Annotated in this window: 26 protein-coding genes; 12 read left to right on the forward strand and 14 right to left on the reverse strand. The window is 66.0% G+C overall.

Going from position 1 to position 26326, the window contains the following annotated elements; all coding sequences use genetic code 11:
• Position 1: 1 nt before the first annotated feature.
• Genes ABIB25_RS00420 through ABIB25_RS00435 form a run of 4 tightly spaced genes read right to left on the reverse strand, consistent with a single transcriptional unit; the run spans position 2 to position 4722 of the window.
• Positions 2 to 2662: an FtsX-like permease family protein gene (locus ABIB25_RS00420; protein ID WP_354526426.1), complete on the reverse strand. Its 2661-nt coding sequence runs from the start codon at positions 2660 to 2662 to the stop codon at positions 2 to 4.
• A complete protein-coding gene (locus ABIB25_RS00425) occupies positions 2659 to 3354 on the reverse strand; it encodes an ABC transporter ATP-binding protein (protein WP_354526427.1) in 696 nt (231 codons plus the stop codon). Before ABIB25_RS00425 ends, ABIB25_RS00420 begins: the two co-directional genes overlap by 4 nt.
• A 49-nt stretch (positions 3355 to 3403) precedes the next feature.
• Positions 3404 to 4063: an ABC transporter ATP-binding protein gene (locus ABIB25_RS00430; RefSeq protein ID WP_354526428.1), complete on the reverse strand. Its 660-nt coding sequence runs from the start codon at positions 4061 to 4063 to the stop codon at positions 3404 to 3406.
• Entirely contained in the window at positions 4060 to 4722 is a 663-nt protein-coding gene (locus ABIB25_RS00435) for a hypothetical protein (protein ID WP_354526429.1), read from the reverse strand. Before ABIB25_RS00435 ends, ABIB25_RS00430 begins: the two co-directional genes overlap by 4 nt.
• A 187-nt stretch (positions 4723 to 4909) precedes the next feature.
• On the opposite strand from ABIB25_RS00435, the gene ABIB25_RS00440 reads away from it, so the two are divergent.
• The 6 genes from ABIB25_RS00440 to ABIB25_RS00465 all read left to right on the forward strand — a co-directional run bounded on the left by ABIB25_RS00440 (position 4910) and on the right by ABIB25_RS00465 (position 10704).
• On the forward strand, positions 4910 to 6214 hold the full coding sequence (locus tag ABIB25_RS00440; RefSeq protein ID WP_354526430.1) for a sensor histidine kinase: 1305 nt from the start codon (positions 4910 to 4912) through the stop codon (positions 6212 to 6214).
• Positions 6215 to 6585: 371 nt separating this feature from the next.
• Positions 6586 to 7275 carry a DedA family protein gene (locus ABIB25_RS00445; protein ID WP_502919728.1) on the forward strand — a complete coding sequence of 230 codons (690 nt, stop codon included), beginning with the start codon at positions 6586 to 6588 and terminating at the stop codon, positions 7273 to 7275.
• On the forward strand, positions 7272 to 8246 hold the full coding sequence (locus tag ABIB25_RS00450) for an undecaprenyl-diphosphate phosphatase (protein WP_354526431.1): 975 nt from the start codon (positions 7272 to 7274) through the stop codon (positions 8244 to 8246). The genes ABIB25_RS00445 and ABIB25_RS00450 overlap by 4 nt, the downstream gene beginning before the upstream one ends.
• Positions 8247 to 8274: 28 nt before the next feature.
• A complete protein-coding gene (locus ABIB25_RS00455) occupies positions 8275 to 9204 on the forward strand; it encodes an ATP-binding cassette domain-containing protein (protein ID WP_354526432.1) in 930 nt (309 codons plus the stop codon).
• Entirely contained in the window at positions 9201 to 10037 is an 837-nt protein-coding gene (locus ABIB25_RS00460; protein WP_354526434.1) for an ABC transporter permease, read from the forward strand. Before ABIB25_RS00455 ends, ABIB25_RS00460 begins: the two co-directional genes overlap by 4 nt.
• Before the next feature lie 22 nt (positions 10038 to 10059).
• A complete protein-coding gene (locus tag ABIB25_RS00465) occupies positions 10060 to 10704 on the forward strand; it encodes a DedA family protein (protein ID WP_354526435.1) in 645 nt (214 codons plus the stop codon).
• Here the strand turns inward: ABIB25_RS00465 and ABIB25_RS00470 are convergent.
• Complete coding sequence (locus ABIB25_RS00470) at positions 10668 to 11363, reverse strand: response regulator (RefSeq protein WP_354526437.1); 696 nt, start codon at positions 11361 to 11363, stop codon at positions 10668 to 10670. The genes ABIB25_RS00465 and ABIB25_RS00470 overlap by 37 nt on opposite strands.
• A complete protein-coding gene (locus ABIB25_RS00475; RefSeq protein WP_354526438.1) occupies positions 11360 to 12934 on the reverse strand; it encodes an ATP-binding protein in 1575 nt (524 codons plus the stop codon). The genes ABIB25_RS00470 and ABIB25_RS00475 overlap by 4 nt, the downstream gene beginning before the upstream one ends.
• A 282-nt stretch (positions 12935 to 13216) precedes the next feature.
• Between ABIB25_RS00475 and ABIB25_RS00480 the strand changes: the two genes are divergently transcribed.
• The 4 genes from ABIB25_RS00480 to ABIB25_RS00495 all read left to right on the forward strand — a co-directional run bounded on the left by ABIB25_RS00480 (position 13217) and on the right by ABIB25_RS00495 (position 16904).
• Positions 13217 to 14035, forward strand: coding sequence for an ABC transporter ATP-binding protein (locus ABIB25_RS00480; protein ID WP_502919729.1), 819 nt, complete (start codon positions 13217 to 13219; stop codon positions 14033 to 14035).
• Positions 14032 to 14943: an ABC transporter permease gene (locus ABIB25_RS00485; RefSeq protein WP_354526439.1), complete on the forward strand. Its 912-nt coding sequence runs from the start codon at positions 14032 to 14034 to the stop codon at positions 14941 to 14943. Before ABIB25_RS00480 ends, ABIB25_RS00485 begins: the two co-directional genes overlap by 4 nt.
• Positions 14944 to 15041: 98 nt before the next feature.
• Complete coding sequence (locus ABIB25_RS00490; RefSeq protein ID WP_354526440.1) at positions 15042 to 16151, forward strand: ABC transporter substrate-binding protein; 1110 nt, start codon at positions 15042 to 15044, stop codon at positions 16149 to 16151.
• Between the two features lie 75 nt (positions 16152 to 16226).
• Positions 16227 to 16904, forward strand: a complete 678-nt coding sequence (locus tag ABIB25_RS00495) for a class I SAM-dependent methyltransferase (protein ID WP_354526441.1) — start codon at positions 16227 to 16229, stop codon at positions 16902 to 16904.
• A gap of 43 nt (positions 16905 to 16947) precedes the next feature.
• Here ABIB25_RS00495 and ABIB25_RS00500 read toward each other — a convergent pair whose 3' ends face one another.
• The 5 genes from ABIB25_RS00500 to ABIB25_RS00520 form a co-directional block, all read right to left on the reverse strand.
• Positions 16948 to 17919 carry a glycoside hydrolase family protein gene (locus ABIB25_RS00500; protein WP_354526442.1) on the reverse strand — a complete coding sequence of 324 codons (972 nt, stop codon included), beginning with the start codon at positions 17917 to 17919 and terminating at the stop codon, positions 16948 to 16950.
• 1 nt (position 17920) lies between these two features.
• Positions 17921 to 18847: a carbohydrate ABC transporter permease gene (locus ABIB25_RS00505; RefSeq protein WP_502919712.1), complete on the reverse strand. Its 927-nt coding sequence runs from the start codon at positions 18845 to 18847 to the stop codon at positions 17921 to 17923.
• Positions 18844 to 19788 (reverse strand): carbohydrate ABC transporter permease, encoded by a 945-nt coding sequence (locus tag ABIB25_RS00510; protein WP_354526443.1) that lies wholly within the window; start codon positions 19786 to 19788, stop codon positions 18844 to 18846. The genes ABIB25_RS00505 and ABIB25_RS00510 overlap by 4 nt, the downstream gene beginning before the upstream one ends.
• A 74-nt stretch (positions 19789 to 19862) precedes the next feature.
• Positions 19863 to 21155, reverse strand: a complete 1293-nt coding sequence (locus ABIB25_RS00515) for an extracellular solute-binding protein (protein WP_354526444.1) — start codon at positions 21153 to 21155, stop codon at positions 19863 to 19865.
• A gap of 123 nt (positions 21156 to 21278) precedes the next feature.
• Positions 21279 to 22310 carry a LacI family DNA-binding transcriptional regulator gene (locus ABIB25_RS00520; RefSeq protein WP_354526445.1) on the reverse strand — a complete coding sequence of 344 codons (1032 nt, stop codon included), beginning with the start codon at positions 22308 to 22310 and terminating at the stop codon, positions 21279 to 21281.
• Between the two features lie 367 nt (positions 22311 to 22677).
• On the opposite strand from ABIB25_RS00520, the gene ABIB25_RS00525 reads away from it, so the two are divergent.
• Together ABIB25_RS00525 and ABIB25_RS00530 are read left to right on the forward strand one after the other, a co-directional pair.
• Entirely contained in the window at positions 22678 to 24141 is a 1464-nt protein-coding gene (locus ABIB25_RS00525) for an aldehyde dehydrogenase family protein (RefSeq protein WP_354526446.1), read from the forward strand.
• Positions 24142 to 24240: 99 nt separating this feature from the next.
• Positions 24241 to 25347 carry an NAD(P)-dependent alcohol dehydrogenase gene (locus ABIB25_RS00530; protein WP_354526447.1) on the forward strand — a complete coding sequence of 369 codons (1107 nt, stop codon included), beginning with the start codon at positions 24241 to 24243 and terminating at the stop codon, positions 25345 to 25347.
• Between the two features lie 13 nt (positions 25348 to 25360).
• Here the strand turns inward: ABIB25_RS00530 and ABIB25_RS00535 are convergent, their stop codons facing one another.
• From ABIB25_RS00535 to ABIB25_RS00545, 3 genes are read right to left on the reverse strand one after another with little or no spacing between them, the layout of a single operon-like run.
• On the reverse strand, positions 25361 to 25867 hold the full coding sequence (locus ABIB25_RS00535; protein ID WP_354526448.1) for a MarR family winged helix-turn-helix transcriptional regulator: 507 nt from the start codon (positions 25865 to 25867) through the stop codon (positions 25361 to 25363).
• Positions 25864 to 26073, reverse strand: coding sequence for a hypothetical protein (locus ABIB25_RS00540; RefSeq protein ID WP_354526449.1), 210 nt, complete (start codon positions 26071 to 26073; stop codon positions 25864 to 25866). The genes ABIB25_RS00535 and ABIB25_RS00540 overlap by 4 nt, the downstream gene beginning before the upstream one ends.
• 12 nt (positions 26074 to 26085) lie before the next feature.
• Positions 26086 to 26292 (reverse strand): SgcJ/EcaC family oxidoreductase, encoded by a 207-nt coding sequence (locus ABIB25_RS00545; protein WP_354526450.1) that lies wholly within the window; start codon positions 26290 to 26292, stop codon positions 26086 to 26088.
• Positions 26293 to 26326: the final 34 nt, after the last annotated feature.

Genomic DNA, 26326 nt, shown 5'->3' on the forward strand with positions numbered 1-26326 from the left:
TCTACAGCTCCCGCAGGACGGCGATCGGCGGTCTCTGTGCGACGCGTGTCGCGACGGTGCCGACGGTCGCCAGCGCGGCCAGGGTCAACAGGGCGACGATGCCCAGATACAGCCAGGGCACGGCGATGATCGACGGTGGCGGGTCGAAGACACCGGTGAGAACTTTCACCAGCATCTGCGACAGGATCCACCCCATGATGCCGCCGGCGGCGAGGCCGCCGATGGCCAGCACGATCACTTCGCTGAAGATCATGCCGCGCAGGTGTTTTCGCCGTGCGCCGAGGGCGCAGGCGATGGCGAAGGTTCGTCGTCGCTCGGTCAGGCCCAGACCCAGGACAAGCCCGCCCGCGGCTGCTGCGAGCAGCAGGGCGAAGGCGAGTTCGACGCGGGTCAGTCCGGTGAGGTCGACGGCGGTGAGGCTGGAGCCGACGGTCTTGCGGGTGGTGCTGATGTCGGTGACGGTGGCGTTGGGACCCAGGATGCTCTGGATGCCGGTCGCAACGGTGGCGCTGTTGCGGCCGCCGGTGTTGACCAGGAACGACCCGACGGCGTCGGTGCCGGTGCGCTGGGTGATGTAGGCGGCGTTGGCGACGAAGAAGCTGTCCTTCGGGGCGGTGGGGAACTCGCTGACCACCCCGACGTAGTGGAAGGTCACGGTGGCGAGTTGGTGGGTGCGGCCGTCCATCAGCCGCAGGTTCAGCGGGTCGCCGGGCTGCAACTGGTAGTCCTTGACGGTCTCGGCGGAGACCAGGATGGAATCGGGCGTGGCGGCCAGGGTGGCCATCAGACCGGACGCGGTGCCGCCGCTGAAGTAGGCGTCCTGCAGGGCGGTCGCCGAGGTGATGCTCGCGGGTCGGACCCCGTAGAGGTCTTGCAGATCGGTGCCGATGTAGGCGAAGCGGTGCTGCACAGGCTCCACCGCCGTGACGCCTGGAACACCGGCCAGCGTGGCCGCCGCGGCCGGGTGCACGATCGTTCCGGGGGGTTGGGTGACGGTGACGTCGGCGCCGTTGGTCAGCTGTGCGTCGGCTTCGGCCTGCTGGGCGTAGGTGGCGTTGAAGGTCGAGGTGGAGGCGGCGAACGACAGGGCCAGTGCCAGCAGGACGATGGCGCGGGCCATCGGACGCCGCTGCCGCGACAGCCCGGCTGCCACCGGAGCAGCCAGGCGACCGGTGAGTGGTCGGAGTAGTTTCTGCAGGATCGGTCGGCCGCGGCCCAGGAGGAAGTCCGCGCCGCGCCACGCGAGCAGTCCCGCGCCGATCCACAGCAGCGCCGGTCCGGCCAGCGCCCAGTAGGACACCGAGATCGTCGGCACCCCTTCCGGTGCGATCACCAATTGGTAGCCGTTGCGGCTGGTCGCATTGAAGACCAGACCGGCGACGATCAGCAGGGCTCCGTCCAATCCGTAGCGGGCCCACGCCGGGTAGCGCAGGCCGCGAACGGTGGCCCGGCCGGCCGCGACCGTTGCGTTCTTGAGGTCACCTCGGGCGGGCACGAGAATGGTGAGGGCGGCGATGACCAGCCCGACGAGGGCTGCGGTGACGCCCCAGACGAGAGCGTCGGTGGTGGTGTTGCCGAAGCTGGAGGTGCCGAAGGCGATCTGGCCGACGATGGCAGCTCCGGCCAGTCCCACCGCGGATCCGACGAGGCCGGTGAGCAGGGCTTCCACTCCGGCCAGGCGGATCAGTTGGGCGGCGGTTGCGCCTCGGGCGCGGAGCAGGGATTGCTCACCGCGCCGTCGTGCGGCTCCGGCGGAGGCGATGGTCGCGGTGAGGAATCCGGCCAGGATCGCCCCGGGCAGTCCGAGGAACAGGAACAGCACCTGGGAGTATGCGGCGTCACCGCGGGCTCCGCCCAGAGCGGCGCCGAGGTTGTCGCCGACCACGGCTCCGCCGGCGGTGACGGCTTCCAGGTTGTGGGCCGCGGCGGTGACGGCGACGTAGGCGGCGGCGGGGTCGGTGGGCAGCGAATGTGCTCGTAGCACGTGGATCTGGGACGACAGCAGGTCGGGACGACTAGTGGCCAGCGGATCGAAGATGTTGTGCCACAGAGTTTGTGGGAGCAGCATGACGTTGTCCGGTGGGGCGGTCCGTAAGGCTCCGACGGCGGCTCCGACGGTCTGGAACAGGGAGTCGGCCTGGGGTAGGTCGATGACGCCGGCGATGGTCACCGTCACCGGTGGTAGTCCGGCGCGTCCGATCAGCACCTTGTCGCCGGCGGCGGCGTGCAGGTTCGATGCGGTCTGCTGGGCCAGCAGCACCCCGGTATCGGCACCGGCCAGGGTGCGGATGACCGTAGGGAACTGGCGTCGGTAGGTGTCCGGGATGCCCAGGATGACGGCGGGGCCGGTGGTCTGGTTGCTGCCGCCCGCGGTGGTGCTCAGGCCGCTGCTCTGCCCGAAACCGACGGTGGCGGAGGTGATCACGCCGAAGGTGCCGGCGACGGTACGGGCGACCGCTGCCGGGTCGGCGCCGCGTTGGACCTGGACCTGCCAGTCGATGCCGACGCTGCGGACGGCCCGGTCGGTCATGGTGGCCTTGGAATGGGCCAGGAACGCGCCGAGGGAGGCGAGCAGGGCGACGGCGATGGCGATCCCGAAGGCCGCTGCCGCCAGCCGGGTGGGCCGACGCAGGATCAGTCCGCGGATCCACAGGGAGATCATGACGCCACCTGAGCACGGGTCCGGTCGGCACCAGGCAGCAGCATCGCGCCATCGCGCATCGTCCACCGCTGGGGGAGGCGGGCGGCGATCACCGGGTCGTGGGTGGAGATGACCAGGGCTGCGCCGAGTTCTTCACTGGCGCGGAGCAGGACGTCGATGACCAGGGCTGCGGCCTGGTGATCGAGCTGTCCGGTGGGTTCGTCGGCCAGGATCAGTTCCGGTGCCGAGGCCAGCACTCTGGCGACTGCGACCCGTTGTGCCTGCCCGCCGGACAGGGTCTCCGGGAGCTGGTGGGCCAGCTCGCTCAATCCGAGCGTCTTGAGAGCCTCGGTGGCGTAGCTGCGGGCGACACGGTCGCTGACGTCGGCCAGCAGCAGCGGGAAGGCGACGTTCTCCAGGACGTCCAGCGCCGGGAGCAGGCTCGGACCCTGGAAGACGATCCCCATCCGGCCTGCTGTCCGGAGAGGATCTTGGCCCCACGTTGGCCAGGTCAGGCTGCCGCCGATGGCCGGGACGAGACCCGCCATCATGTGCAGCAACGTCGATTTCCCCGAACCAGAGGGTCCGGTCACCGCGACTCTGGTCCGCGAGGTGACCACGGCATCGACGCCGTGGACCGCGACCACGGCGGTCCGCCCCGATCCGTAGGTATGCCCGACACCGACGCATTCGATCAGGATGTCTTCTGGCATGTTCGTTCCCTGGACTGGAAGTGAAATGGAGGGTGAGATCGGCTGGCCATCAGGTCAGCGCCCCATCGGTGATGGTGATGATGCGGTCCGCCGCGGCGGCGACAGCGGGGCTGTGGCTGGCCACCAGGATCGCCACCCCGGTGGCGGCCAGAGCCGAGAACAGCTGCAGCACGTGCTGTTCGGTACCTTCGTCCAACTCGCCGGTTGGTTCGTCGGCCAGCAGCACCGCGGGGCGGTTGGCCAACGCGACGGCCAGGCCGGCACGGGCCGTCTCGCCTCCGGAGAGTTGCCCGGGGTAGGCACCGGACCGTGCGGCGATGCCCAGCGAGGTCAGCAGTTCCGGAACATCCGGCCGGTCCCTGCGGCGGGCCAGACGCTGTGCCAGGCGGACGTTGTCACGCACGCTGAGGTGGCCGATCAGGTTGGCCGACTGGAACAGCAACCCGATTCGTCGGGCTCGCAGTTCGGCGCGGACCGGTTCGCTCTGGTGACTCATCCGGTGGTCGGTGATCCGGACGGTACCGCCGTCGGGTTCGTCGATGCCGGCCAGGCACGACATCAACGTCGACTTCCCCGAGCCGGACGGGCCGACCAACGCGACGAACTGCCCTGGGTGGACTTCCAGCGAGACACCGCGCAGGGCCAGGGTTTCCTCGTCACCTGCCCGGAAGAACCGGTACAGGGATTCTGCGTGCAGCGCGGCGGTCATGCCGACCAGCTGAAGGAGTCGGTGACCTTGCGCCACGGGTCGACGTTGTCCCCGCCGACGGGAGCGCCGACCGTGATGACCACTTCGGTCCCGGCCTTGAAGAAGACATAGCGTTCGAACGCCGCGGTGGTGACCCTGCCCGTCACCGCGTTGGGTGGAGTATCCGCGTGGTATGCGAGAACGATTGCGGCTCCTGCCTTCCGCGTGACCGTGCTGACATCGCCGAGCAGGAAATTGGCCGAGGAACCCGATAGGGACGGTACTTCCGACGCACGGATGGAGGCTGTCGTCGGTGCTGAGGTCGCGGGTCGGGTGTCCACGCGGATGCTGTTGTACTTGTCGGTGAACAGCACACCGGTAGCGGTGTCGGTTCTGGCCCAGCCCTCCGGCACCGTGACGGTGAACTTGCCGGCGCTGGGCTCGTAGGGGACGAACGCCTGGTTGTCGGGGATGTCGCCCGCCGGATTGACCTCCCGCTGCGCGGAACCGGCGGCTGTCGCCACGGGTGTGGTCGTCGGCGTCGCACTCGGAATGCTGGAAGCGACCGTCGATGTCACCGGGGCAGGGGAGGAGCTACCGCAGGCGGCCACACCCACGAGTCCGACGAGTCCGACCAGGATTGCTCGGACGCTTCGTGCGGTGTGTGGTGGAAGGTTCATGGGTGCTCCAAAGCGGTTTGTCGGGAGTGGATCTCGCGCCCCAACGGGCATGAACCCGACGCTACGAGCCGAAGAACAACGCACGGGCCGTGGAAGGTCAGCGCTTGGCAAAACATCCCCGCTCACGGTGTCGGGGCGGCACACTGAGGCAGGAAGCCGCGGACGAGTCGAACGATGAAGGGACGCCATGAGGCGCAGGATCATCCGGCTGAGCACCGCCGTCACGGCGGTGGCGATCCTGCTGTTCGGCCTGCCGCTGGCCATCGGCCTGACGCGGTACTTCATCTCCGAGCAGCACAGATCGCTGCACGACGCGGCCGCCGGCATCGCTGTCGCCGTCTCCGGGGACCAGGGGCTTCGGCAGCTTCCGACGGACGCCAATGCCGAGGCGGCACGACAATTCGCTGTCTACGATCCGATCGGAACCAAGATCGCCGGCGATGCTCCCGCAGCCTCCGGCCCGTTGGTCGACGCCGCACTCCGCGGCGGCGTCGTCGACGGGCAGGTCGACGGCAGATATGCCGTCGCGGTGCCGGTGACCGACGGGAACACCGTCGTCGGAGCGGTCTTGGCCACCCAATCCGATGCCCTCCTGTCCACCCCGGTGGCGGTCACCTGGATCGCGATGACAGCGCTCGCGCTCATGGCGCTGATCGTGAGCTGGTTGCTCGGGCGAAGGCAGGCCCGAGTGTTGACCCGCCCGCTGGAAGACCTCGCCGGGGTCGCAGAACGATTGGGCGACGGCGACTTCGGTGTCCGCACGGTCCCGGCGGGGATGACCGAGATCGACTCGCTGAACCGATCCATCAACCGCACCGCAGTGCGCCTCGGCGAACTGCTCGACCGCGAGCGCACTTACACCGCCGATGCCTCGCATCAATTGCGCACACCCCTCACCGGGCTCCGGTTCCAACTGGAAGCTGCGCTGGAGGATTCGACAACCGATCCGCGACAGGCGATCCGGGATGCACTGGTCACCACCGATCGGTTGGAAGCGACGATCACCGATCTACTGGCCCTGGCCCGCGACACCCCGAGCACCGGCGAACCGCTTGACATCGACTCATTGGTCCGAGACGTCCACGAGCGCTGGCGCGGCGCACTCGCCCAACAGGGACGCCCCGTCCAGACGGTCGTCGCACGGCTGGACGGTGCGAGCCGGGCCTCCGCCGCTGCCGTCAGCCAGATCCTGGACGTTCTGCTGGACAACGCCTGCCGCCACGGCGACGGGGAGGTCCTGGTCACGGTCCGGGATGCCATCGACACGATCGCCATCGACGTGACCAACCAAGGCCCGATCATTGCCGGCGGAGGCCGAGAACTGTTCCGACGGAGGACTGGCGGATCAACCGGCCATGGCATCGGACTTGCCCTGGCCCGGAGCCTGGCCCATGCAGAAGGTGGTCGCCTCACCCTGAGTGCTGACACGCCGACATTTACGCTCCTGCTTCCGGCACCGAAAGAATCGGACCGCAAACCAGCCTTGAAGTAGCCGTCCACACCGAGGTTCCCGGCATGCAATGACCGTCACCCGGAAGGCATCTAGATCTTCGACCGACCCACCGATGGGGTCTATTGAGGTACAACATGGTCCGTACAGCGTTGTGCCTCAGCAGTGGGGCGGCCCGTGGGTCATTCCAGATGGTCCCGCCCCGTGTCCTTCCCCTCACGGTCATCCAGGGCACGTCGCTGGCACTCGGCGTCGATTTCGGGCCTGCCGGATCCGTGGGATTTCACTCGGACACTGCTACTATTGTACTGGTAGTACTACGTCGTGAGCCGTTGTCAGTCGTTGCCAGTGGACAGATCCAGCCGGAGGAGACCCATGAACGCCCCCCACTGCTCGCCCGTCCCGAGGCCTTCGTGGTGACCGGGCTGGCTGCTGGATTCAATCCGCTTGATGCCACCAGCGTGATCGCGGCGACCGGACTGATCGGCATCTTCTGCGTGCTGGTGGCCGAAACCGGTTTGCTGGTGGGGTTCTTCCTGCCGGGGGACTCCCTGCTGTTCTCGGCCGGGCTGCTCGCCGCAACCCATGGATCGCTGCACCTCCCGCTCGGGGGCGTACTCGCCGTTGCCGCCGCCGGCGCGCTGATCGGTGCTCAGATCGGCTACTGGATCGGACGGACCCTTGGCGTCGCCCTGCTGAACAAGGCCAAACGGCCGGCTCTCCGACGGGCCACCGAGCGGGTCACCGAGGTGTTGGAGCGCTACGGTCCGGCCAAGGCGATCGTGTTGGCGCGCTTCATCCCGGTGGTCCGGACGGTGATGAACCCGATGGCAGGCATGGTGGGCATCTCCCAGCGGCTGTTCACACTCTGGCAGATCATCGGCGGACTGATCTGGTCGCTCGGCGTCACCATGGCCGGGTACTGGCTCGGGTCGCAGATCACCGGAATCGACAAATATCTGCTGCCGATCATCGCCGTCGTGGTGGTCATCTCGCTGATTCCCGTTGGGCTGGAACTGCTCAAGATGCGGCGCGAGGGCCGAGGCGCACCGAAGGATCCGGCAGCTGACCGCACCATCGATCATCCGGGAGCGGCGGCGTGACCACCATTTCCTATCTGGAAGCCATCGTCGTCGGGGCTCTGCAGGGCGTCACGGAACTGTTCCCGGTGTCCAGTCTCGGGCACTCGGTGATCCTGCCGGCCCTGATCGGCGGTAGCTGGGGTCGGGATCTGGACGTCTCGACCCCGGAATCGCCCTACCTGGCATTCATCGTGGGCCTCCACGTCGCCACCGCCTTCGCGCTGCTGGCATTCTTCTGGCGGGACTGGATCCGCATCATCGGCGGCTTCGTCACGTCCATCCGGTACCGACGGATCTCCACCGACGCCGAACGGTTGGCGTGGCTCATCGTGTTGGCCACCATTCCGGTCGGCGTCGCCGGCCTGCTGCTGGAACACACCTTCCGCACCGTCCTCGGCCGCCCGATGCCGGCTGCTGCCTTCCTGTTCGCCAACGGCATCGTGCTCTTCGTCGGTGAGTTGCTCCGCCGCCGCGCCCCGGCGGTCACCGTCGGTGCGACCGCCGGACTCGCCAAAGGTGAAGCCGACAGGGCAGAGTCGCTGACCCGAGGCACAGATCTGGACGCCGGCCTCGAGGAGCACGAGGCAGATCTGCGCTCTGACTCGCGGCTGGCCGGGCTGACCATGAAGCGTGGTGTCCTGATCGGATGCGCCCAGATCCTGGCGCTCCTCCCGGGGATCAGCCGGTCCGGGGCAACCATGGTGGCGGGTCTCACCCAGGGTCTCTCGCATCGTGACGCGGCCAGGTTCTCCTTCCTGCTGGCGACACCGGTCATCCTGGCCGCCGGCGTTCTGAAGGTGCCGGACCTGTTCGGACCGCTCGGTGCCGGCATCCACGGTCAGATCCTGGCCGGGAGCATCGCGTCCTTCGTGTGTGCCTACCTTGCGGTGCGGTTCCTCGAGAAGTACTTCCGTACCCGCACTCTCATCCCGTTCGCGATCTACTGCCTCGCCGCGGGGGCCGTGTCCTTCGTCGTGCTGGCCGCCCGATGAGTACCGTCACCGCAATCGGAGAGGCATCATGATCCAAGCTCGATCGCTGACCAAGACCTACGGGGACAAGACTGTCGTCGATGGCCTCGAGTTCGACGTACGTCCGGGCGTCGTCACGGGGTTCCTGGGCCCGAACGGGGCCGGCAAATCCACCACCATGCGGATGATCCTCGGCCTCGACCGTCCGACCAGCGGCACCGTGACGGTCGGTGGAAAGCGCTACGCAGACCTGCCCGCGCCGCTGCACGAGGTCGGCGCCCTGCTCGAGGCCCGCTCGGTGCACACCGGCAGATCTGCCTTCAACCACCTGCTGGCACTGGCGAAGACCCATGCGATACCGACATCCCGGGTGCGGGCGGTCATCGAGTTGGTCGGGCTCACCGAGGTCGCCAGACGGAGGGCGGGAGCGTTCTCCCTCGGGATGGGACAACGCCTCGGAATCGCCTCGGCGCTTCTCGGGGACCCGGGCACCCTGATCCTGGACGAACCGGTCAACGGCCTCGACCCGGACGGCATTCTCTGGATCCGTCACCTGCTGAGGAATCTTGCCGCGGAAGGACGTACGGTCCTGGTGTCGAGCCACCTCATGAGCGAGATGTCCCTCACGGCCGACCATCTGATCGTCATCGGCAAGGGCCGGTTGATCGCCGACCTGCCGATCGCCGAACTCCTCTCGTCGGCCTCACGGGACACGGTTCTGGTGCGGAGCCCGCAGGCAGACGAATTGCAGCGCCTACTCTCCTCGTCGGGTGTCACCACCACCAGTCACGAGGCCGGCGCTCTGGAGGTCCTCGGCCGCACCGCAGTGGAGATCGGCGATCTTGCGTTGGCAAACGGAATCGCCATTCACGAATTGACGCCGCAGCGTGCGTCCCTGGAGGAAGCCTTCATGGAATTGACCAACGAATCCGTCGAATATCACGGCGGTCTCACCATCGCGGAAACGAGCGTGGCATGAGCGTCACCCAGGCCCTCCCGTCGTCGGCCGTCACACCATTTGTGCCGCTGGCAGATCCTGCCCCGGTCACGCTCCGGCGGGTGCTGAGCTCGGAATGGGTGAAACTGCGGTCGCTCCGCTCGAGTTGGATCACCATGGGTCTTGCGGTTGCCGCGATGGTGATGGCCGGAGTGGTCGGCGGCATCCTCACCAACCAGGACTGGGCACACATGCGCCCGGGGCGCCGGGCGAACTTCGATCCCGTCGGTCTGTCTCTGGCCGGGCTCAACTTCTCCCAACTGGCGATCGGCGTGCTGGGCGTGCTGTTCATCTCGGGCGAATACGGCACCGGAATGATCCGCTCGACCTTGGCCGCGGCGCCCAGGCGTCTGCCGGTGCTGTGGGCCAAGGCGATTCTGTTCGGCCTCGTCACCCTGATCCTCATGGAGATCTCGGCTTTTGTGGCCTTTCTGGGCGGTCAGGCCGCGCTGGGTAGCCACGGTACGACGATGACCGCGCCCGGAGCGCTCCGGGCCATCGTGGGGAGCGGGCTGTATCTCACCGTGGTTGCGCTGCTCGGGATCGGTCTCGGGTTCGTCATCCGATCGACCGCCGGCGGCATCGCGGCGCTGTTCGGCGTGCTGTTGGTGCTGCCGGGCATCCTGTCCATCCTGCCGGACAGTTGGCAGACGAACGTGGGGCCGTACCTCCCGAGCAACGCCGGAGCGGCCCTCTACGATCTGCATCCTGATCCGGGCACGCTCGCTCCCTGGACCGGGTTTGCGGTGTTCGTGGGCTACGCCGTGGTCGCACTGGTGGCCGCCGCCATCATCCTCGAGCGCAGGGACGCGTGACCGAGTTGACCGGAGAAGCAAGATGAGCCTGGTGACTTCGATCGTGGATCCCATCCTGACCTTTCATGGCTGGCCGGCGTATGCACTGGTCGGTGGTTTGGTTTTTGCCGAAGCCGCACTCTTCGTCGGGTTCGTGCTGCCGGGGGAGACGGCCGTCATCCTGGGAGGGGTCCTCGCCTACCGACATTCCATCTCACTTCCTCTGCTCCTGGTGGTCGTGGTGCTGGCGGCCATCATCGGGGACTCGGTCGGCTACGAGGTGGGTCGGCTCTTCGGCAATCGCATCCTGGCTCTCAGGGTCTTCCGGAACCACCAGGCTGCAATCGATTCCGGCAAGGATCGTCTGCACCGCCTGGGGGGCCGAGCGGTATTCCTCGGAAGGTTCACGGCATTTCTGCGGGCCGTGATGCCGGGTATGGCCGGCACGGTTGGCCTGCGCTATCGCACTTTTCTGGCCTGGAATGCCGCCGGCGGCATCATCTGGGGTGCCGGCTTCACCGTCCTCGGCTACCTGGCGGGCGCCAGCTACACCAAATTGGAGAGCTACGCGAGCATCTTCAGCTGGGTCGTCCTCGGTCTGGTCGTCGTGGCGATCGGGGTGTGGGTCATTCGACGCCGGCGATCGACGGATCAGGGGCGACTTCCCGGGCGCTCGACCCTGCGATAGCGGTGCACGGGGCGTCCGGTCGATCCGTACGACAGTTCCAGACGGAGCAGGTGTCGGCGTTCCAGCTCCGACAGGTAGCGCTGCGCGGTGGGACGGCTCATCCCGAGTGTTCTGGCCACTTCACTGGCACCCATCGGCGTTGTCGACGTGCTGACGGACTCGAGTACCGCGGCCATGGTGACCGGGAGGTTTTTTTGCGTTGCTCGGGACGCGTTGTTGGGACGGAGCAGGGCGAACAGGGAATCGACTGCTTCCTGGTCGGCGAACTGTCCGATCTCGGCGTCCAGGTGTTCCCGCCATTGCTGATAGGCATGCAGTTGTTGTTGAAGTGCCGGGAATCCGAATGGCTTCACCAGGTAGTAGAACGCACCGAGGCCCATCGCCGACCGAACGGTGGTGATGTCGCGCGCAGCGGTGATGAAGATGGTGTCGGGAGCGTCTCCCTCGGAGGCCAGCTCACGAAGGAGGGCCAAGCCGTCCAGGTCGGGCAGGTAGATGTCCAGGATCATCAGATCGGGCCGGTCCCGTCGTACGGCTGCTGCCGCATCGGCCGCGCTGTGCGCCTGGCCGATAAAGGCGAAGCCGGGCACTCTTTCCACACTGGCGGCGTGGATGCGAGCGACCTGGAAGTCGTCGTCGACGACGAGCGTCCGGATCATCGGTGGCCGGCTGCTCTCGGGAGGCTGACCTCGAAGCGGGCACCCGGCTCGGTGTTGACCCGGATCGAGCCCCCGGCCCGCGCCACCAGACGGCGCACCAGCGCCAGACCGATACCGCGACGACGGTCGGACTGGGCCGCCTTGGTGGTGAACCCGTCGTCGAAGATGTTCTGCGCGTTCACCTTTCCGATGCCGGGGCCGTTGTCCTGCACGACGATCGTGAGCTCGTGCTCGTCGGTGATGGTGACGACGACGGAACGTGGCACAGGCTGTTCGGACACGGCGTCGAGGCCGTTGTCGATCAGATTGCCCAGGACCGTCATGACGTTCTGGGCAACCGGGCCGCTGGAGAGCTCAAGTCTCGACAGGGGGGCGATGGTCAGGGTGATGTCACGCTCGGCGGCGATCGTCTGCTTGGCCAGGAGCAGGGCGGCGATGATCGGCGGTGAGATCCGCGACCGCAGATCCTCGCCGGTTCCGGTCTGTCCGGAGGCGACGACGCCGTTCACGTAGCTTCGCGCCTCGGCGAATTCCCTGAGGTCGAGCAGTCCACCGATGACATGGAGCCGATTCGCGAATTCGTGTTCCTGGGCCCGCAGGGCCTTGGCCAGACCGGTCGCCGAGTCCAGTTCCCGGATCAGACCTTCCATCTCGGTTCTGTCTCGCAGCGTGATGACGCTACCGGTCGATCGTCCGGCCGTGACCACCCTTCGCCGGTTCACCACGAGCAGCGAGTCGTCGGTGAGCACGACCTGATCTGCCCCGTCCACCCGGCCGGTCAGCACATCGCGGAGCCGGCCGGGAGGGATGGCGTCGGTCAGGTCGGCGCCCAGGACCTGACCGGACATGCCGAGCAGACGCCGTGCCTCGTCGTTGAGCAGCGTGACCCGGCCCTTCGCATCAAAACCCAGTACGCCTTCACGGATCCCGTGCAGCATGGCTTCACGTTCCTGCAGCAGGGAGCTGATCTCGTTCAGTTCGAGCCCGAAGGTCTTCCGCTTCATCGCCCGGGACAGCAGCAGGGCCACCGCGACCCCCAGGGTGAGCGCAATGGCCAGATAGATCGTGATGCCGCCGGCCTGCGAGGCCAGCTCGGCGCTGACCGTGGTCTCGAGCACCCCGACCGATACCTGACCGATCACCTTGCCGGATGCCGAGAAGACCGGCGCCTTGCCGTTGGCAGAGCGGCCGAGGCTGCCGTTGTCGATGCCGACATGGGTGAGGCCGTCCAACACCTGGACGGGCTCCTCCAGGTAGCGGCCGATCTGTGCCGGGTTCGGGTGCGAGTACCGCAGTCCCTCGGCGTTCGTGATCACGACGTAGGCAGCACCGACATCGTGCTGGAGCCGGGTGGCCAGGGTGCCAAGGACATGGCCCGGGTCACCGGCCGCAAGTGCCGTGGCGACTTCCGGGATGTCGGCCACGCCGGCCGCCGTCACCCTGGCCTGCTGCTCGTACCGCTGGTCCAGTGCCGAGCTGGTCTGCCGGACTTCCAGGACACCCCCGATGACGGCCGTGAAGGCCAGCACTCCGACGATCGACCAGAGCAGCCAGGAGGCAATCGATCGCATGGTCGCTCGGCCTCCGGTCAGTGTGCATCGTCGCTGCGGGCCAGAGGCCTGCCACCTTCGATGTGAAGTGAAGCACAACCGTCATTCTGCTCCAAGTGCACTCGAGCAGAAGGAGCAGAAGATGCAGATTCGCGTAGCAGGTGAGCAGATTTCCTGAAAAGAATGGTGATGGCGCACAAAGACGAGTAGCACGCGGAAACTATTCATCTCGACTGTTTCCCGGCATGCTCCTCCACAACCGGACTGACGAAGGAGTTGCCGACGGTGACAATGACGACATCGATAGCTGAAAAGGCCCCACCGGCCATCGAGATCCGAGGGGCGACGAAGCGGTTCCGCACTCCGAAGGGGGGAGTGTTCACGGCGCTGCGGGACTTCGAACTTTCGATCGGTCCCGGTGAGTTCTGTGCCGTGGTGGGGCCGACAGGCTGCGGGAAGTCGACCACCCTGACCCTGGTCTCAGGTCTGGAGAGGGCGTCGGAGGGGACGGTCGAAGTAGATGGGAAGCCGGTCTCAGGGATCACGCCGGGGGTGGGATTCATGTTCCAGCAGGACGCAGTCTTCCCCTGGAAGACGGTGCTGGACAACGTCGCCGCCGGACCGCGCTTCCGCGGCCAGTCGCGGGCCAGGGCCAACAACCTGGCACGCGACTGGCTGCGCCGCGTCGGGCTCGCCGGTTTCGAGGATCGCTACCCGCACCAGCTCTCCGGCGGCATGCGAAAGCGTGTGGCCCTGGCCCAGAGTCTGATCACCGAACCACGGGTGCTGCTGATGGACGAGCCGTTCTCGGCGCTGGATGTCCAGACGCGATCGATCATGTCGGACGAACTCCTCGGCCTCTGGGACCAGACGCGTCCCGCGGTCATCTTCGTGACCCATGACCTCGAGGAGGCCATCGCGCTCGCCGACAAGGTCGTCGTGCTCACCGCCGGTCCTGGAACCGTGAAAGCCGTCTTTCCGGTCGATCTGCCCAGACCCCGCAAGGTCCAGGAAATCCGCTTCGATCCCGAGTTCATCGCGATCTACGAGAAGATCTGGGAAGCGCTGCGGACCGAGGTCGAAACGGCCTACGCCAGGACGACCGCCGCGGTGCCGGCATGACGAAGTCTCCCCAGGTGGTCCAGGCCGGCCCGACGGAGCGTGCGGTGGCCAAGCCCGTTCTCCGGTCTGCCGGTGCGGTCAGAGTGGTGAGATCTGCTCGATACCGGAATGTCCGCCGTCGCGTCCTGATGATCGTCGCGAGACTGGCTCTGGTCGCGATCCTGCTGGGGGCATGGGAGTGGGGCGTCAACGCCCGCCACATCGACCCGTTCTTCTGGGGGCAGCCCAGCCAGGTCTGGGCCACCCTGCGCAACTGGATCACCCAGGGCACGGACCACGGTTCACTGGCGGAGCAGATCTCGGTGACGCTGCAGGAGGCCGTCTACGGATTTCTGATCGGCGTCCTCCTCGGGGTGGTGTTCGGTATCGGACTCGGAGGCAATCGCTTCCTCGCCGAACTGCTCTCGCCGTTCATCAAGGTGGCGAACTCGATACCCCGCATCGTGCTCGGCTCCATCTTCACCGTCGCATTCGGCTTCGGTATCGAATCGAAGGTGATCCTCGCCGCCGTGCTGGTCTTCTTCGGCGTCTTCTTCAACGCCTTCCAGGGCACCAGGGAAGTCGATCGAAATCTGGTGTCCAATGCCCGCATCCTCGGTGCATCCCGGTTGCAACTGACCCGCCAGGTCGTCCTGCCCTCGGCCTTCACCTGGATCCTGGCCAGTCTGCACATCAGTTTCGGTTTCGCCATGATCGGCGCCATCGTCGGCGAGATCCTCGGCTCGGACAAGGGTCTGGGTCTACTGATCCGAAGCTCCCAGAACAACTTCGACATGAACGGCGTGTTGGCCGGCATGGTCGTGGTCGCAGTCATCGCGCTCGTCGCCGAACTGCTCATCACCCTCCTGGAGAAGCGGATCCTGCGGTGGAGGCCGCCGACGAGTTCCGCCGACATGACCACTGTCTGACCCCGAAAGAATCTACGCGCCGGTGTATTTCCCCCCGACCGCCAGTGTGGTCGCGGTTGCTCCATCCTGCCCCGTTCACCCTTGAAAGGAACACAACGATGTCCTCCCCACGATGGAAATCCCTGATCGTCCTGGCTACGGTCGGAACTCTGACGATCACCGGTTGCGCCACCAAATCCGCCGGCACCCCGGCTGCGGCCGGTGACTCGAGCACTTCCTCCAAGGCCGGGTCCGGTGCCAAATCGGCGAACGTGAGCAGCACCCCCGACCTGACGATCATGGTGGGCGGTATGTCCAAGCAGATCTACCTTCCGTACATGCTGGCCAAGCAGTTGGGCTATTACACCAAGGCCGGCGTCAACGTGGACCTGATCGACGAGCCGGCCGGCGGTGACGCGACCACCAACATGCTCGCCGGCCAGGTGCAGGGCGTCGGCGGCTTCTACGACCACACCATCGTCCTGCAGGGCAAGGGCAAGGGCAAGGCCGCCGAGTCCGTGGTCTCGATGCTGCAGAACCCTGGAGAGGTGGAGCTCTGCCGCACCGATCTCAAGGGAACGATCAGATCAGCGGCCGATTTCAAGGGCCGATCGCTGGGTATCACCGACACCGGTTCGTCGACCGACTTCCTGACGCAGTACATCACCACGAAGGCAGGTGTCGACCCGTCCAGCACGACCCGTCGCGGGGTCGGCGCGGGCCAGACCTTCCTGGCGGCGATGAAGCAGAAGGCCATCGACTGCGGAATGACCACGGAACCAACTGTCTCGCAGGCACTGTCGACGGGTGTCGCCTACATCCTGCTGGACATGCGTAGCTCGGCCGGGGCAACCGCCGTGCTCGGCGGCAACTACCCGGCCACCTCCCTCTACATGCCGACCGACTACGTCGACTCGCACAAAGCGGTGGTGCAGAAGCTGGTGAATGCCTACGTGGCGACCCTCAAGTGGATCCAGACGCACAGCGGCACCCAGATCGCCGACGTCATGCCGGCCTCCTACTACGCCGGTGTGGGCAAGGAGGCGTACGCCCATGCACTCGACAGCGAGAAGGCGATCTTCAACCCGACCGGCCTGATGCCGTCAACCGGACCGGCGACCTGCCTGGCTGTGCTTGCGGCATTCAACCCATCGGTGAAGGGCAAGGCCATCGATACGAACAAGACCTTCACCGATGAGTTCGTCAAGGCCGCCACCGTCATCAGCTGACATCCGGCGGAATGGGTCTTGCCGGAACGGCAAAGATTGTTGCGGGGCCGGTGGGCGATCAGCGAGAGTGGGCCGATGACCGAGAACAGCACTGCGGGATCGCCCGTGCCCGTTACCCCACCCTCTGGCGGCTACGTGGGTGATCCTGCGGTGCAGGAGGAGTGGGACCGTCGGTACTCGGACCGGGATCAGCTCTGGAGCGGAAAACCCAACGGGGTCCTGGTAGCCGAAACTGCCGGCCTCAGACCGGGACGTGTGCTGGACGTCGGCTGCGGTGAGGGCGCGGACGCAGTATGGCTCGCGCGCAGCGGTTGGGCCGTCACAGCACTCGAGCCCTCCGGCGTTGCGTTGGCCAGGGCGGCCGGGCACGCGCGGGACGCCGGCGTCGAGATCCGTTGGGTGCATGCCGGTCTGGCCGAAGCCGGGCTTCCGTCAGGATCCTTCGACCTGGTGTCCGCGCAGTACCCGGCCCTGTTGCGCACCCCGGACGGCGCGGCCGAGCGGGCACTGACTTCTGCCGTCGCGCCCGGTGGTGTGCTCCTCCTGGTGCACCACGCAGGCATGGAGACCCAGCCGCCCCGTGACGACGGCTTCGATCCGGCGGACTACGTGTGGCCGTCGATGATCCGGTCGATGCTCGACGTCGATTGGGAGGTCGAGGTGGACGGCGAACGACCGCGCGTCGCACCCGAAGGTGGCGCCGGCGCTCATCACGCCGCGGACCTGGTGCTGCGGGCGCGGCGGTTGCGCTGACCGGCCGCCGCGCCGGCTCCCCGCAGGCGCCCTTGCGGTTGATTCAGCGACTGATCCCGGCGTCGGTGCGGCCGAGTGCCAAAGTCTGACCGGTCCAGCTGATCGGTTGTGGATCGGAGATGACCCCGACGAAACTGCCGTCCGCCGCATCGTGGTGGAAGGCCAGGAATTTCCACTCCGACGAGTCCCGGTTCCAGATGATCCGACCGCTGTACAGGGATCGACCGGTCAGTTGGCGGGCCCCCGCGATGTCGTAGGGCCCCAGCAGGCTGTCCGCTCCAGCCCACCAGACTCCGCCGCTCGTCCCATCGGATCCACGGTCCTTCGACAGATCTCCGTCCAGACACGAGAACAGGAGAATCGGTCGCCCGTCGACGATCTCGACCTGGGTCACCTCGAGTTGGCCGAACCCCTGACCGGGTTCGGTCAGCGGAGGACGCAACTCCCACGTCCGGAGATCGGGCGACCAGGCGTGGCCCACCACACCACGGTCGTCCGCGGCACCCTCGTTGGCCCTGGCGGTGATCAGCATGTGCCAACCGTCGCCGTCCGGGTCGGCGACAACCCAGGGGTCGCGGAACGCCTCGTCGTGCCACTTGCCGTCGGCCAGCACCTCGTACCAGCGGGGATCAGCACTCAGCACCGGGTTGGCGCCACTCTTTCGCCAGTGCAGCAGATCGCTCGAGGTCGCGTATCCGATCTGTTGACGGTTCCCCGCCGGGGTCAGCGACGCGCCGGTGTAGAACATGAACCAGGTCCCGTCGGGGTGCCGGACCACCGAACCGGTCCACGTCGCCAGATCGTCGAAAGCGGTGGCGTCGCTGCGGACCAACGCATCCTGCACCCTGGTCCAGCGGGTCAGATCGGTCGAGATGGCATGACCGATGGATGCTCGGTAGTGCCGGTCGTGCGGCTTGGGCAACGCGCGCGAGGCATGGAGGAAGAACAGGTGGTAATGCTGTCCGTCGTCGGCGAGCCAGAAATCCCAGACCCAGGCTTCGGGAAGCGAGAACATGTCAGCCTTTCACGCCGGAGGAGGCGATGGAATTGATGAAGGCACGCTGGAAGGCGATGAAGAGTGCGAGCACGGGGATGGTGATCATCGAGGCGTAGGCCATCAGCTGACCCCAGGAGACGTTGAGCTGCTTGAAGTAGTCGATACCGACCATCGCGGGACGGAGATTCTCCGACTGCACGACCATCAGCGGCCACAGGTAGGAGTTCCACGCCGGCAGGAAGGTGAGGATGGAGACGGTGGCGATCGCCGGTCCGGACAGCGGCATCACGATCTTGCGGTAGATGTGGAACCAGCCGGCCCCGTCGACGGTGGCCGCCTCGTCCAGTTCCTTCGGTATCGAGTCGAAGAACTGGTAGAAGAGATAGATGGAGAAGGCATTGGCCACGAACGGCAGAATCTGCACCTGATAGGTGTCCAGCCAACCGAAGGAGAACCCGTTGGCGTCCAACCAGGGAAGCTTGTTCACCCACCAGAGAAGCGGCAGGGCCAACGTCTCGAACGGCACGATGAGGGTGGCGATGATGATGCTCAGAATCACGGTCTTGCCGCGAAACGTCAATCTTGCCAGAGCGAATGCTGCCATCGAATTGACGATCACGCCCAGCACGACGGTGCAGACGGAGATGATCACCGAGTTCATGATGAACGTGCCGAAGGGAACGCGATCGAAGACAGCAGTGTAGTTGTCGAAGGACAGGTGCCCGACCGGCAGGAATGCCCTGATCGACGTCAGATCGGAGAAGATCTGGTCGTCGGGCTTGAAACCGGAAATGATCATGAAGATCAGCGGAAGGCCGAAAACCAGACACAGCACGATGCGGAAGATCAAGCCGGGGATCGAGCCGACGCGCTTCTTCGCGGCCGTGACATTCGCTCGGGGCTCGTCGATGTCGGACTGCGTGGCCGGCGCAAGGGTGTCGCTCATCGCACTTGGTCCTTGTCTCTCGTCAGGAAGCGTTGGACCAGCGAGACCATCAGCACGATGACGAAGAAGACGAGCGAGATCGCTGATGCGTAACCGGTCTGTTGTTGCTGGAAGCCGGCTCGAACTGCCTGGTACACGACGGTCGAGGTGGAGTCGAGGGGACCACCCTGGGTCATGATGTTGATCTGGGTGAACAGCGCCAGCGCGGCGATGGTGATGGTGATCAGGATGAACGTGCGGGTCTGCTTGAGGCCAGGCCAGGTGACCCACTTGAAGTTCTGCCACGTCGAGGCGCCGTCCAGCGAGGACGCCTCGTAGAGGGACGAGGGAATCGTCTGCAGTCCCGAGAGCCAGATCACCATGTGGAACCCGACGTTCTGCCAGATGGACATGAAGATGATGGCAGCCAGCGCGGTGTGGGTGTCACCGAGCCAATCGGGGCCGTGGATGCCGATCTTGAGCAAGAGGCTGTTGATCAAACCGTTGGGCTGGTACAGGAACGTCCACAGGATGGCCACCACCACCATGGAGGTCACCACCGGGAGGAAGTAGATGGTCCGGAAGAAATTGACGCCCTTGATCTTCGTGTTGATCAGCAGCGCGAGGCCGAGTGCGAAGCCGGCTTGCAACGGCACCACGAAGACTGCGAAGACGACGGTGTTCCGCAGTGACTTCCAGAACGTCGCGTCGGCGAAGATCCGGGTGAAGTTGTCGAACCCGATGAACCTGATGGGCTGCGGGGAAACCAGTTTGGAGTCGGTGAACGCCAGGGCGAAGGTGAGTGCGATGGGGATGAGCACGAAGGTGACCAGCAGTACGGCTGCGGGTGCGAGCATCCATGCGGCGGCTCGCTTCTGGGAGGGCGCTCGTCGGGATCCGAGCTGGTGCGGGGCCGGAATGCTGGGTACATCGGCGGAACGTGATTCGAGGGTCGAACTCATGGGTCTGCTCCTTCGGGGACCCTGGGGCCGCGCCCCGCCGGGGATACCCAGCGAGGCGCAGCGTTCATGGGGTGTCAGGAAAAGTTGTTGTTGGACTTCTGGTTTGCGTCGATGTCCAATACTGCCTGGTCCAGCTCAGTTTTCGGGTCGGCACCGTTGAGGATGTCCTGCGCGGTCTTGGTGAACTCGGTCGCGATGAAGGGGTAGCCGGGTGTCGGCGGCCGGATCGTCGCGAACTTCTTCGAGTACTGCCGGAAGATGTCGTAGGCACCACCCTTCTCGTATCCCTTGACCACGGCAGCGGCCGCGTCCGTAGCAGGGATGTTGAAGGTGGCGGTGGCGACCGAGGCGACGTACTTGTCCTGGGAGGCGAACTTCATGTAGTCCATCGCGCCGGCCTGGTTGGCGCATCCGGAACTGACGGCCCACTGCCAGGAGCCACCGCCGATCTTCGGACCGTTGCCGAAATCGACCGGGGGCAGGAAGACGACGTCGTCACCGAACTTCTTCACCAGGGGGACGGCCGACCACTGGCCCGACCACAGAATTGCGCTCACGCCATTGCCGAAGTCGGCAATGGGGTCCGCTCCGGATTTCAGCGGCGCGAAACCCCCTGTGATCATCGAGCGGAACCAGGTCGCCCACTTCACCGCTGCAGCACCGTTGAGCGTCTTGTCCGCGGAGGTGAAGTCGGTCCGGTTGATCAAGTCGCCGCCGAAGCTCTGCAGTAGGGGGGAGTAGGCGTAGGGCCACCATTCTCCGGTGGCACTGGTCCCGAGATCCAGCGCGTACTTGAACTTTCCGCCGGCCTTGATCTTGTCCAGCCCGGCACTGAACTCAGCTGCCGTCCATGGCTTGTCGATGGTCGGAATGCGGATGCCATTCGCTTCCAGCACTGATTTGCGGCTGACCATCGTGAGGGAGACGTCGTAGTACCCGAAGGAATAGGTCGCGCTGTTCCACTTGCCGACGGTGGACGGTAGGAACTTGGAGAGGGTGTCGTCCAATCCCGTCAGCGGCGCCAGATACTTGGCCCACGCCCAGTTCGGCACGTTGGGGGCATCGACGTCGAGGATGCACGGCAGCTTCTTGGCCGCGGCCGCCGCGGTGACCGACTGATTGTAGGAATCCTGCGGAAACGCTTGGACCTTGACCTGATAGTTCTTCTGGCTGCTGTTGTAATCGGTGACGATGGCATTGATCGAGGCGAGCTCGGCTGCATTGCCGGCATTGTGGGTCCACAGCGTCAAGGTGCTGCCCCCGCTGTCGCTCTGCGAGCTGCTGCCCTTGGCACAACTGGTCATCGTCACCGCCAGGGCGACCGCTAGACTTGTCGCTACGAGGCGCTGGTAGGTGCGTACTGCCACTGGTTCCTCCGTGTGGTGGAAATCCGGGTAGGCCCGGATCCGAGGGGCACTCGCTGAAACGAGTGCCCTCTCGTTGCGGTTGTGGTGGTGTTCGCCGTCCCGCGGACGAGACTTTGCCGAGGATCAACCTCGGGGCGGCGTACTCACTGATGCCCGACGTACCAGGGGGCAGGGCATCAGTTGGTGCACGGCCGGGGAATCCGGGCCGTTCTCGATCTGACGGATCAACGACTCGACAGCCCACTTGCCCATCGCGTAGTGCGGTAGGGCCATGGTGGTGAGGCCCGGCCGCAGATTGGTGGAGATGATTTCCTGGTCGTCGAATCCGACTATCGAAACATGATGCGGCACAGAGAGTCCGAGCTCCGCCGCCGCCTGGTAGGCGCCGAAGGCGATCCGGTCTGTGAAGCAGAACAATCCGGTGGGTCGATCCGGACGCTCCAGCAACGAGTAGGCGGAATCGAATCCGCCGACTGCCTCTCCCGGTCCGGCGATCACCAGCGAGGGGTCGAAGGGGATTCCGTAGACCTCGAGTGCCTGCCGGTACCCGGTCAGCCTCGCCCTGGTGGCCGGGATGTCAGCGCTGTCGGTGCAGAACCCGATTCGCCGGTGCCCATTCGACAGCAGTTCTTCGACCGCGGCCCGAGCGCCGCCGACCTCGTCCGGTACGACCGAGGTGAACTCCCCATTCTCCGTCCTGGCGTCGAGCAACACTGCCGGGCCGTCGCCCAGTCTTGCCGGCGGGCTCACGATCCGGTGGTACATCGAGGCGTAGAGCACGCCGTCGACCTGTCGATCCGAGAGGGCCTGCAACTCCCTGTCCTCGAGTGCGGGGTCTCCGCCTGACGACAGCAGAAGCAGCAGTGAACCCACGGCGGAAGCCGCTTCCTGCGCGCCGAGGATCAGCTGGCCGGCGAAGGGGGTGGTCGCCACCAGGTCCGAGACGAACCCGATGGTGTGGGTCCGTTGGCTGCGTAGACCCTGGGCCAGCCTGTTCGGACGGTATTCCAGTTGCGTGGCAGCCTCGCGGATACGTTCCCGGGTACTGCCCGCGATGCGCTTCCCGTTGACGTCGTTCAGGACGTGGGAGACCGTGGTGACGGAGAAGCCGGCCAATTCCGCAACATCACGGATTGTCGCCGCCTTGAACTGCACCGTTGCACCGCCTAATCCTTTTGGCAACTCTGACTGGGCAATGGTGGATCACCAGGTTGTGTGTGTCAACCCTGACACCGTGGTTCACCCATCTGGCCCTTTTGGAAGAACAATACGATGCCGAAGTGCCGGTTCCCGCCGAAGGAAAGGACAAATTGACCCCGTTGACAAACCGGTTGGGCAGGCTGTCGAGATGCCGCTCGGCGACGGACGGCCGGCCCATGATGAGTCAAATGTCCCGGTTCGGCAGGCCGGGATGTCGGGTCGTGTTGCGCCGATTGGCTCGGGACCTGTCAGTGGGCGATCGATAACGTGAGGCTGGTACCTCTGTGTCCGGCCGTGGCAGCGACGAATCGAAGGAAGAACCATGATCGACGTAGATCAATTACCCGAGATCAGGACGGATCTCTTCATCGACGGGCAGGCGCAGAGTGCCGGCGACGTGCTGGAAGTGCTCGATCCGGCTGACGGTGCGTCCGTCGTCGGGTACGCCGCGGCGGCCAGCGCCAAGCAGGCGGAGGCTGCTGTGACGGCAGCTCATCGGGCCTTCCCGGGCTGGGCGGCCCGTACCCCGCAGGAGCGTGCCGACCTGTTGATCGCTGCGCTGGCCCCGCTGGAGGCGGACCGCCAGGCGACGGCCGACGTCCTGACGCGGGAGAACGGCAAGATCAGGATCGAGTCGTTCATCGACTCCCTTGTGCTGGCGCACCGCTTCGAACTGGCCGCCGCGCTGGCCGGCGACGTCGAGCAGGTGACCTACCTGCCCGCCCCGCCCTATCGCACCGAGATCCGTTACCTACCGCTAGGTGTGGTGACGATCATCGTTCCGTTCAACTGGCCGCTTGCCATCCTGGCCGCTTGCCTCCCGCAGGCGCTGCTGGCCGGCAACACGGTCGTGGTGAAGCCGCCGCCCACCGCGCCGCTTGCCACGACCCGCACGGTCGCCCTCCTGGCGCAGTCGCTACCCGCCGGCGTGCTCAATGTCGTCACGGGTACTGACGCCGAGGTCGGGCCGGCGCTCATCCAGGACCACCGGGTGAAGAAGGTCTGCTTCACCGGCAGTCCGGCCGGTGGAAAGCGGATCATGTCCATGGCAGGCGGTTCGCTGACCAGGGTGTCACTGGAACTGGGCGGCAACGATCCGGCCCTCGTCCTGGCCGATGCGGATCTTGGGCCTGAATCCATGCAGCGCCTCTTCACCGGGACATTCGATTCCACCGGGCAGATCTGCATGGCGACGAAGCGCTTGTACGTCCACCGGTCGCGCTACGACGAGATCGTCGAGGGACTGTCGGTGATCCTGTCGGGTGTTCGTCTGGGGCACGGCCTCGACCCGGAGGTGACGATGGGGCCGCTGCACAGCCCGCGGCAGGTGTCCTACGTCCGTGAGCTCACCGCGCAGGCACGGGCCGCCGGCACCGAGGTGCGGGAGTTCGGTGAACCAGCAGGCGGCGCCGACCTCGGTCGTGGCAACTTCCTGCGGCCGTCCCTGGTCCTCGACCCGGCCGATGACGCCCGGGTGGTCGTGGAAGAGCAATTCGGTCCGTCGCTGCCGATTCTTCCGTTCGACGACGAGGACGAGGTGATCGGTCGGGCGAACGACACCTGGTCGGGTCTGTGCTCCTCGGTGTGGACCCAGGATCTCGACCGGGCGGCCAAGGTTGCCCGCCAACTCCGCACCGGCTTCACCTTCATCAATGCCCACGGCGCCGCCCACCTGGACGAGCGCGCCCCTTTCGGCGGGTTCAACCACAGCGGCATGGGTCGGGTGATGGGCATCGAGGGTGTCCGCGACTTCATGGACACGCATTCGACCGGCTTCCCGGTCTGAGGGCGTCGACCCACCCAAACCATCTCACCCCAGCACACCTGAGAAACACTGTCGAGCGCACCAGAAGCTTTGCTGCGCAACGATTCGAGTAGGAGATCGATGAAGATCAGAGCAGCGGTCGTCGAGAAGACCCACGGACCGTTCGTGGTTCGCGACGCGGAACTCGATGGGCCGGCGGCCGGTGAGGTGCTGGTCAAGGTGGCGGCGACCGGTGTCTGCCACACTGACGCGATCACCCGGGAGGGTGCCCTGCCTTTCCCGTTGCCCGGTGTCCTCGGGCACGAGGGTGCCGGGACGGTGATCGCTGTGGGCGATGGGGTCACCGGCATTCACGAGGGTCAGGCGGTGGTCATCGGCTGGCCGTTCTGCGGCACGTGCCGCAACTGTCTCGACGGCGAGCCGAGGTACTGCCTCCGGCTGGGAGAGTTGGTGGCGGGAGGGGGGCGTGTCGACGGATCGTCGGCGCTGCGAACGCCGGGCGGCGAGCGGTTGTCGAGTCACTTCTTCGGACAGTCCTCCTTTGCCACGTATGCGATCGCCTCGGCGCAGGCGCTCGTCCCGATTCCGGACGGGCTCCCGGTGGAACTCATGGGGCCGTTGGCCTGTGGGCTGGCCACCGGTGCTGGAGCTGTCTTCAACACCGTGCGGCCCCAGCCGGGAACCTCCATCGTCGTCTACGGTGCTGGGGCAGTCGGTCTCGCTGCGATCATGGCGGCGCGAAACTCCGCCGCCACCATCGTCATCGCGGTGGATCGGCACGACTCCCGACTCGCGCTGGCCACGGAACTGGGCGCAACCCATACGGTCAACGCCCGTGACTGCGACCCGGTGATCGCGGTCGGCGACATCTGCGGCGGGCCCGCTGACCACGCGCTGGAATGCACCGGGGTGATAGGAGTGGTGCGGCAGGCGATCGACTCGGTGGGCATGCGCGGCACGTGCGTCCTGATCGGGGGCGCACCGGCGGCCGCGGAGTTCACCGCCGACCACCTGACGACGCTGTGGGGCAAGACCATCGTCGGGACGCTGGGTGGGAGTGGACGCAGTCAGCGGCTGATCGGCACGCTGATGGATCTCTACTCGCAGGGCCGGTTCCCGTTCGACCGGCTGGTCGAGTATTTCCCCCTCGAGCGGATCGGCGAGGCGCTCGAGGCCTCGGCGCGGGGCGAGGTGATCAAGCCGATCCTCGTCATGCCCACCGATTGATCGGCGATATCGGCTACCGTTCGGCTGATGGGGACGCTGCCCGGCCGGCGCCGTCCCGGTTTCTCCTCCGGGTCTCCTCAGCCGCCTCCCGCAGCACGGGTGCTGCTCGCACGAAGTAGTCGAACAGCACCTCCAGCTGGTCGAGAGAATAGGTCTGCAGCAGTTCGCCCACCTGGCGCCGGGTCGGCTCGAACACCTGCGAAAGATAATCGATGCTCTCCGAGGTCACCGATATCTTCACGCTGCGCCGATCCTGCGGGTCGGCGTCGCGACGCACGTAGGTCAGCTTCTCCAATCGGTCGATCAGTCGCGTCGTCGCTCCCGTGCTCAATCCCACCTTCTCGGCCAGCTGACCGGCGGTCAGCGGCCCTCCCGCCTGCAGGACATCGAGCGCATGGACGTCGGTCGCATGCAGACCCGTCGAATCCGCGTTGGCCTGTCCGTTGGCCACGACGGCGCTGAGGTATTCCCGATAGGCGGCGCTGCGCCTCTGCAGCAGCGAACGAACCGTGCGGCTCACGCCACCGGCCTGGTCTGCGGCGCCGTGCGGAACGAGAGCGATTCCATCAGCGGCTTGCGCTTCGTGTTCTGAAATGATGCTATGTGCAACCCTTCCGGGCCGTCGATCACCACATAGGTCTGGACCTTCGTCAGTCGCTTCGGCCGCGGCTTCGCTACGTCACCCCGGGCGAGGACCACTGTCGTGCCGCCCGCCAGGGTCCGCACCTAGACGATCTCCTAATCCATGATCGTTCCCTTGAGCAACTTCTCGAACAGCGCACCGTGGGAGCGCTCGATGTCCGCCCTCCCGCGGTAGCGCGTTCCGAGCCAGGTCACGTAGTCCGCGTCGTGGGTGAAGCACGAGGCATACCCGTGGGCATCTCCGGCATTCCATGCCGCAGCCTGACGCTCGAACAACTCCACCATTGCCGAACCTGCATCCATTGCCGTCTCCTAGTATCTGCATGAGTGCAGTTAT

Source organism: Nakamurella sp. UYEF19, assembly GCF_040546275.1.
Taxonomy (GTDB): Bacteria; Actinomycetota; Actinomycetes; order Mycobacteriales; family Nakamurellaceae; genus Nakamurella.

Excerpts from the sequence above, each read along its gene's own strand:
- ABIB25_RS00430 (WP_354526428.1), bottom strand. The coding sequence starts at position 4,063 with ATGACCGCCGCGCTGCACGCAGAATCCCTGTACCGGTTCTTCCGGGCA.
- ABIB25_RS00495 (WP_354526441.1), top strand. The coding sequence starts at position 16,227 with ATGACCGAGAACAGCACTGCGGGATCGCCCGTGCCCGTTACCCCACCC.
- ABIB25_RS00420 (WP_354526426.1), bottom strand. The coding sequence starts at position 2,662 with ATGATCTCCCTGTGGATCCGCGGACTGATCCTGCGTCGGCCCACCCGG.
- ABIB25_RS00545 (WP_354526450.1), bottom strand. The coding sequence starts at position 26,292 with ATGGATGCAGGTTCGGCAATGGTGGAGTTGTTCGAGCGTCAGGCTGCG.
- ABIB25_RS00510 (WP_354526443.1), bottom strand. The coding sequence starts at position 19,788 with ATGAGTTCGACCCTCGAATCACGTTCCGCCGATGTACCCAGCATTCCG.
- ABIB25_RS00485 (WP_354526439.1), top strand. The coding sequence starts at position 14,032 with ATGACGAAGTCTCCCCAGGTGGTCCAGGCCGGCCCGACGGAGCGTGCG.
- ABIB25_RS00455 (WP_354526432.1), top strand. The coding sequence starts at position 8,275 with ATGATCCAAGCTCGATCGCTGACCAAGACCTACGGGGACAAGACTGTC.
- ABIB25_RS00500 (WP_354526442.1), bottom strand. The coding sequence starts at position 17,919 with ATGTTCTCGCTTCCCGAAGCCTGGGTCTGGGATTTCTGGCTCGCCGAC.
- ABIB25_RS00440 (WP_354526430.1), top strand. The coding sequence starts at position 4,910 with ATGAGGCGCAGGATCATCCGGCTGAGCACCGCCGTCACGGCGGTGGCG.
- ABIB25_RS00475 (WP_354526438.1), bottom strand. The coding sequence starts at position 12,934 with ATGCGATCGATTGCCTCCTGGCTGCTCTGGTCGATCGTCGGAGTGCTG.
- ABIB25_RS00530 (WP_354526447.1), top strand. The coding sequence starts at position 24,241 with ATGAAGATCAGAGCAGCGGTCGTCGAGAAGACCCACGGACCGTTCGTG.
- ABIB25_RS00460 (WP_354526434.1), top strand. The coding sequence starts at position 9,201 with ATGAGCGTCACCCAGGCCCTCCCGTCGTCGGCCGTCACACCATTTGTG.
- ABIB25_RS00525 (WP_354526446.1), top strand. The coding sequence starts at position 22,678 with ATGATCGACGTAGATCAATTACCCGAGATCAGGACGGATCTCTTCATC.
- ABIB25_RS00470 (WP_354526437.1), bottom strand. The coding sequence starts at position 11,363 with ATGATCCGGACGCTCGTCGTCGACGACGACTTCCAGGTCGCTCGCATC.
- ABIB25_RS00490 (WP_354526440.1), top strand. The coding sequence starts at position 15,042 with ATGTCCTCCCCACGATGGAAATCCCTGATCGTCCTGGCTACGGTCGGA.
- ABIB25_RS00425 (WP_354526427.1), bottom strand. The coding sequence starts at position 3,354 with ATGCCAGAAGACATCCTGATCGAATGCGTCGGTGTCGGGCATACCTAC.
- ABIB25_RS00465 (WP_354526435.1), top strand. The coding sequence starts at position 10,060 with ATGAGCCTGGTGACTTCGATCGTGGATCCCATCCTGACCTTTCATGGC.
- ABIB25_RS00435 (WP_354526429.1), bottom strand. The coding sequence starts at position 4,722 with ATGAACCTTCCACCACACACCGCACGAAGCGTCCGAGCAATCCTGGTC.
- ABIB25_RS00505 (WP_502919712.1), bottom strand. The coding sequence starts at position 18,847 with ATGAGCGACACCCTTGCGCCGGCCACGCAGTCCGACATCGACGAGCCC.